The 6687-nt window shown below is 71.5% G+C and carries 7 protein-coding genes; all 7 read right to left on the minus strand.

The window, feature by feature from the left end; all coding sequences use genetic code 11:
• Positions 1-74: 74 nt before the first annotated feature.
• On the minus strand, positions 75-1121 hold the full coding sequence (locus G6028_RS09285; RefSeq protein WP_182658704.1) for a ferrochelatase: 1047 nt from the start codon (positions 1119-1121) through the stop codon (positions 75-77).
• On the minus strand, positions 1118-1945 hold the full coding sequence (gene inhA, locus G6028_RS09290; protein ID WP_182658705.1) for an NADH-dependent enoyl-ACP reductase InhA: 828 nt from the start codon (positions 1943-1945) through the stop codon (positions 1118-1120). Before inhA ends, G6028_RS09285 begins: the two co-directional genes overlap by 4 nt.
• Positions 1946-1947: 2 nt before the next feature.
• Entirely contained in the window at positions 1948-2679 is a 732-nt protein-coding gene (fabG1, locus tag G6028_RS09295) for a 3-oxoacyl-ACP reductase FabG1 (RefSeq protein ID WP_182658706.1), read from the minus strand.
• A gap of 54 nt (positions 2680-2733) precedes the next feature.
• Positions 2734-3714, minus strand: coding sequence for a VWA domain-containing protein (locus tag G6028_RS09300; protein WP_182609846.1), 981 nt, complete (start codon positions 3712-3714; stop codon positions 2734-2736).
• Positions 3711-4691 (minus strand): DUF58 domain-containing protein, encoded by a 981-nt coding sequence (locus G6028_RS09305; RefSeq protein ID WP_182658707.1) that lies wholly within the window; start codon positions 4689-4691, stop codon positions 3711-3713. The genes G6028_RS09300 and G6028_RS09305 overlap by 4 nt, the downstream gene beginning before the upstream one ends.
• The gene (locus G6028_RS09310) at positions 4688-5752 is read right to left on the minus strand and encodes an AAA family ATPase (protein ID WP_182658708.1); all 1065 of its coding nucleotides are present in this window, start codon (positions 5750-5752) and stop codon (positions 4688-4690) included. The genes G6028_RS09305 and G6028_RS09310 overlap by 4 nt, the downstream gene beginning before the upstream one ends.
• A 184-nt stretch (positions 5753-5936) precedes the next feature.
• Positions 5937-6687, minus strand: a 751-nt coding sequence (locus G6028_RS17645) for an NlpC/P60 family protein (protein WP_241730655.1), incomplete at its 5' end; no start/stop codon positions are given.

A 6687-nucleotide genomic window follows, 5' to 3' on the forward strand; every position in this document is an offset into this window, starting at 1 on the left:
CGGTCGCCGCCGCGGGGGACGCGGCCTCGCGCGGCGCCTGAGGCGCGACCGGGGGACGGTGGTCCTGGTGTGGTCTACCGCGAGCAGCACCCCACCGCGCAGCGGGCGCCATCGCGGTTGCAGCCCAGTGCGGGCACGTCGCCGAGTCTGTCGCCCTGCACCCCCGACTCGACCTCGTCGAGCAGCTGCAGCACCATCCGGGCGAACTCCGGACTCGGTCCGGGGGTCGCCGTGCGGGTGACCGTCACGCCGAGTTCGCGCACCTCGTCCACCAGCTCGGTGTCCAGGTCCCAGATCACCTCGACGTGATCGGAGATGAACCCGATCGGGACGATCACGACGTCGCGGACGCCGCTGCTTCCCGCCAGTTCGCGGACATGATCCACCACGTCGGGCTCGAGCCACGGCACGCTCGGGGGTCCGGAACGGGACTGCCAGACCAGGTCGTGCTCGGCGACCCCGGCGGCCCGGGCCACCAGCCGCGACGCCTCGGCGACCTGACGGCTGTAGAGACGACCTCCGAGCGTGGGGGGCCCCGCGACGGCGTCCGCCGCCTCGGGAACCGAGTGCGCGGTGAAGATGACGCGGGCGCCCGGCGCCGCCGAGTCCACTGCGGTGCGCAGGTCGGCCGCGAACCGCTCGATGAACAGGGGGTGGTCGTAGAACTGCCGCAGGCGGACCATCGAGGGCGCACCGGGGACCTGCTCGCGCGCGCGGGCGATGTCCTCCTGATATTGCGCACAACCGGAGTAGCCGCCCCATGCTGAGGTGGCGAACACCGCCGCCGTCCGGATGCCGTCCGCGGTCATCTGCCGGACCGTCTCCTCGATCATCGGGGTCCAGTTGCGGTTCCCGAAGTACACCGGCAGGTCCCTGCCGCTGCGGGCCAACTCCTCCTCGACGTGGGTGATGATCTCGCGGTTGAGGTCGTTGATCGGGCTGCGGCCGCCCAGCTGTCGATAGTGTGTGGCGACCTCCTCGAGTCGCTCCGCCGGGATCCCGCGCCCGCGGGTGACGTTCTCCAGGAAGGGGATCACGTCCTCCTGTCCCTCGGGCCCCCCGAAGGACAGGACGAGGAGGGCGTCCACGGGCCCGGTCATCTCGAGCACACCATCGGTCATCTGGAGTTCTCCTGTCCGCTGAACGAGACGGTACCGGCTCCACCGTCTGCATAGATCACTGTTCCCGTGGTGGCGGACATGAGGTCCGAGAGCAGCGCCACCGCGGTGGTCGCCACCGCGGTCGGGTCGTTCACGTCCCACCCCAGGGGGGCGCGCTCGGCCCATTCGTCCTGCATCTGGTCCAGTTCTCCGCCGGGTCCGAGCGCGTCGCCGGCGATGGCCTTGGCCGCGAGGGTCTTGACGGGACCGGCCGCGATGAGATTCGACCGCACGCCCTCCGGCCCGAGTTCGCGGGCCACGTAGCGGTTGACCGCCTCCAGGGCGTTCTTGGCCACGGACATCCAGTTGTAGAACGGCATGGAGAACCGCGGGTCGAAGTCCAGTCCGATGATCGACGCGCCGGGGTTGAGCAACGGGCGCACCGCCCGGGCGAGTGATGCGTACGAATAGGCGGAGACCTCCACGGCGACCGAGACGTCCTTCCACGGTGCGTCGAGGAACGGGTCGCCGAGGCAGCTGGGCGGCGCGAACCCGATCGAGTGGACCACCCCGTCGAGCGAATCGGCGTGTTCTCGTACCCTGCCCTCGAGTGCGGCGAGGTCCTCCTCGCTCTGCACGTCCAGTTCGATCACCGCGGGCCTGTCGGGCAGGCGCTTCGAGATCGCCCGCACCAGCGACGGCCGGCCGAACGCGGTGAGGATGACGGTGGCGCCGTGGAGTTGGCAGTGCTTGGCGATGTGGAAGGCGATCGAGGCGTCGGTGATCACCCCGGTGACGAGGATGGTCTTGCCCGAGAGGATCCCGGTGCGGGTGTGGTCGGTCATGATCAGTGCCCCATTCCCATTCCGCCGTCGACGGGCAGGACGGCACCCGAGATGTATCCGGCGTCGTCCCCCGCGAGGAAGCTGACGGCCCCCGCCACGTCGTCGGCGCTGCCCTTCCGGCCGAGCGGGATGGCCGCCACGGCGAGGGCCTGCGTCTTGTCGTCCAGCCCGGCGGTCATGTCGGTGTCGATGAACCCGGGGGCCACGACGTTGGCCGTGATGTTGCGCGAGCCGAGTTCCCGGGTCAGTGAGCGGGCCATCCCGATGAGGCCGGCCTTCGACGAGGCGTAGTTGACCTGGCCCGCGGTGCCCGACTGGGCGACCACCGATCCGATGAAGATGAGTCGGCCGAACCTGGCGCGCAGCATCCCCCGGGAGGCCCTTCTGGCCACCCGGAACGCGCCGGACAGGTTCGCCTCGACGACCCGGGTGAACTGCTCGTCCTTCATCCGCATCAGGAGGGTGTCGTCGGTGATCCCGGCGTTGGACACCACCACCTCGACCGGGCCGAACTCGGCCTCGACCGCGGTGAACGCCGCGTCGACGGAGTCGGGGTCGGTGACGTCACACCGGACTCCGAATAGACCGTCGGGCGCACCGGACCCTCGATGGGTCACCGCCACCCGGTGGCCGTCGGCGGCGAGTCGTTCGGCCACGGCGCGTCCGATGCCGCGGTTGCCCCCGGTCACCAGGACCGTCCGGGGGGTGGGGGTGGGCGTGCTGTCGGGAACCATGTGCACCAACCTATCGAACCGTCACGGGTGACCCTGTGGGGGTGCGCGGACCCGTCACGGGATGCGGCGGTGTGCCACCAGGGATCCGGCCGCGGCGAGCATCGCCAGCAGGGACCCGATCACGAGCCACGGCCGCGAGGCGTCGGCCTTCTTCCACTCGAACCCGATCTGTTCCTCGAGGGTGCGGTAGACGGAGTCGAGCTCCTCGAGGCTGGAGGCGGTGAAGAAGTCACCCCCCGAGATCTCGGCGATGGTGCGCAGCGAGGCGTCGTCGACGGGGACGGGCTGCGGGCGACCCTGGATGTCCACTGTCCCGTAGAGGGTGCCGAAGGAGATGGTCGAGATCGGGATGCCGGCCTCCTCGGCGCGCTCGGCGGCGGTGAAGGCCCCGCGCTCCTCGGTCGGGTCGGCGGGGACGGTCTCCTTGCCGTCGGAGAGCAGCACGATGCGGGCCGGCGGCGCCTGGTCGGTGCCACCGAGGCTCTCGGTGAACGTCGTGACGGCCTGGGTGGCGGTGTAGATCGCCTCGCCGGTCGCGGTCCTCTCGTCCAGCCGGAGTCGCTCGACGGCGCGGACCACGGGTCCCCGATCGGTGGTGGGTGCCACGAGCATCGAGGCCGTTCCGGCGTAGGAGACCAGTCCCAGGTTGACGCCCGGGGTGAGGTTGTTGGCGAACGTGGTGGCGGCCTGCTGCGCGGCCTCCAGGCGGGAGGGCGCTACGTCCGTGGACTCCATGGACAGTGACACGTCGACGACGAGCATGACCGTCGCGCGGTTCCGCGGCACCTTCTGTTCCTTCTGCGGCCCGGCCAGCGCCACCACCAGGGCGAGCAGCGACAGGATGAGCAGCACCGCGGGGACGTGGGTGAACCAGCGTCGACCGCCACGGTCGACGGTCCGCAGGACGCCGAAGTTGCCGAAGCGCACGGTCCTGCGCCTCTTGGATCGCAGCGCGATCACGTATCCGATCGCGAGGGCCAGTGGCACGACCACCAGGACCAGCCACAGTGGGTGCTGGAACTCCGACAGGCTCATCGGTGCGTTCCTCCCGGTGTCGGATGGTCGTCGGGCAGGTCCCTGACGAGGTTCTCCCCGGTGGGCAGGCCACCCTGGCGGCGTGCGCCGACGAAGTCGATCACGTCCCTGATCCAGTCCCGGTCGGTCCGCAGGGCGAGGACCGGGGCGCCACAGCGGCGTAGGGCGGCGTGGACCTCCGCGCGATGAGAGTCCGCGGCCCGGCGGTAGTCGGCGGCGAGGGCGTCGTCGACGTCCAGTTCGAGCACCTCGCCGGTGGCCGGGTCCTGGAGCAGTGCGGCGCCCACCGCGGGGAGGGCGATGTCGAGGGGGTCGGCCGTGTGCACGGCGAGGAACTCGTGCCGGGCCCCCAGGACGCGCAGGGACCGTTCCCAGTCGACGTCGGCGAGGAAGTCCGAGATCACCACCACGAGTCCGTGCCGTCGGGCGGCGTTCCGGACGGCGCGGAGTGCGTCGTCGAGGGTCCCACCGGGTGAGACCCGGGCCGGGGCGCGGGTGACCTCCTCGAGGAGCCGCCTGACGTGGTCGCGCCCGCTCGTGGCCCGGAGGACCCGGGGCCGCCCGGCGCCGGTGAGGACCATGCCGACACGACTGCCACCCCCGGCGGACAGGAACCCGACGGTGGCCGCGGCCGCCTCCACGAGGCGACGCTTGGCGCCGTACCGACCCTCGACGTCGAGGCTGGGCGTCAGGTCCACCACGATCCAGGTCTCCAGTTCCCGGTCGGCGATGGTCTGGCGGATGTGCGGCACGGTGGTCCTCGCCGTCACGGACCAGTCCATGGTCCGGACGTCGTCACCGGGTTCGTAGGCGCGGGCCTCGCCGGGTTCGGTTCCGGGCCCGGGCAGCAGACCCCGGTGGTCGCCGTTGAGCACCCCGTCCAGACGGCGGGTGACGAGGAGTTCCAGCTGCGTCAGGGCGGCGCGGGACGCCGCCGCGGCCGGGTCGTCGCGGGTCCCCTCGTCCGCGTGGGTCACCGCGAGGACGGCGGGCCGGGCTGTGCGGGAACCGCGCTGATCTGTGGGAGCGGGACGGCCTCGAGAACGCGGCGCACGACGGTGTCCGCGGTGATCTCGTCCGCCAACGCGTCGTAGGTGAGGACGAGTCGGTGGCGGAGCACGGCGGGGAGCACGTCGACGACGTCCTGGGGCACCACGTAGTCGCGACCGCGGACCAGGGCCAGCGCGCGGGCCGCGGTGACGGCACCCAGGGTGGCCCGGGGGGACGCGCCGTACGCGAGCCACCTGGCCACGTCCTCGAGGCCGTGCCTCTCGGGTTCGCGGGTGGCGACGGTGACCCTGACCACGTAGTCGACCAGCGCGTGGTGGACGAAGACCTCGCGGACCGCGTCCTGCAGCCGGATCAACGCGTCGACCCCGAGGACGCGGGACGGCTCCGGCGGACGTGTCCCCATCCGGTAGACGATCTCCCGCTCCTCCTCGGGGCTCGGGTAGTCCACGACGAGCTTGAACAGGAACCGGTCCCGCTGGGCCTCCGGGAGCTGGTACACGCCCTCGCTCTCGATGGGGTTCTGGGTGGCCATCACCAGGAACGGTGTCGGCATCGGGAAGGTCTGGCCGCCGATCGAGACGTGCCCCTCCGCCATCACCTCGAGCAGCGCCGACTGGACCTTGGCCGGCGCGCGGTTGATCTCGTCGGCCAGCACGAAGTTCGCGAGGATGGGACCGAGTTCGACCTCGAACTCCTCGCGGCCCTGCCGGTAGATCCGGGTCCCGACGATGTCCGCCGGAACCAGGTCCGGGGTGAACTGGAGGCGACGGAAGCTGCCCCCCACGACGGTGGCGAACGTCTCCACGGTGAGCGTCTTGGCGACACCCGGCACGCCCTCGAGGAGGATGTGACCGCGCGAGAGCAGACCCACCAGGATCATCTCGATGAGCCGGTCCTGGCCCACCACGACCTTCTTGACCTCGTACACCGCCTGCTCCAGCAGCCTGGCGTCCGAGGCCGCGGAGGACGCGGAGACCGCGGAACGTGAGCCCGGGTCGGGCGAGTGGTCGGTGTGGGGATCGCTCACCGCGGAGGGCTCCTTCGCGAGGTGGGGGGTCGGTGGCCCTGGGGCCGGACCCTCAGGACGGACTGTGGACGACAGTACCGGTGTACGGCGGTGCCCGGCCCGACCAGTGGTCGGGCCGGGCACGGTGGGTCCGGCACGGTGGGTCCGGCGCTGTGGGTCGGTGCTGCGGGTCGGCGCGACTGCGTCAGGTCAACCGGACGACCATGGGTGAGATCCCGGCCATCCGGACCGGCGAGATCTTGACGACGTCACCGGACTGCGGGGCCTCAACCATCCTGCCGTCTCCGAGGTACAACGCCACGTGGCCGGGCCAGAAGAGCATGTCGCCACGCTTACGGGTGGCCACCGGGTACTGCGGGCCCGCGGTGTACTGGTACCCGGTGAAGTGCGGCAGTGCCTTACCGATTCCGGCGAACGCGTAGATCATCAGTCCGGAGCAGTCGAAACCGATCTTGTTGTAGTCACCGTGGCTGTCCGCGACGCCGCCGTCCCGGATGCCCCGCGTCGGTCCCCTGGCGTCGCCACCGCCCCAGGCGTAGGGGACGCCGAGCTGGGACAGCGCCCGGTTGACGACGGTCTCCACCTGGGCCGAACTCGACGGAGTCCCCGAGTTGCCGCCGCCCTGACCGGGTGCGGGTGCGGGCGCGGCAGGGCCTTGTTGGATCGACCCGAAGTCAGCCCGTCCGATCGCGTCGGCGACCTGCTGGATGATCGCCTCGGTGTCCCCGTTGATCCCCGCGTCGATCGCGGCGCCGACGCTGCCGGCGTCGATCGCACCACCGACGGCCCGCGCCGCCCCGTCCGAGGACCCCCCGGCGAACTGGCGGACCGCGCCCAGGTCGAGGTGGCCCGGGAGGGCGGAGGCGATGTCCGCGGCCTGTTCCCCGGCCCGTGGATCCCCGGCGAGTGCGCGGAAGGCCTCGTCCCGTACGGCG

The sequence above is a fragment of the Dietzia cercidiphylli genome, from assembly GCF_014145145.1.
Classification (GTDB): Bacteria; Actinomycetota; Actinomycetes; order Mycobacteriales; family Mycobacteriaceae; genus Dietzia; species Dietzia natronolimnaea.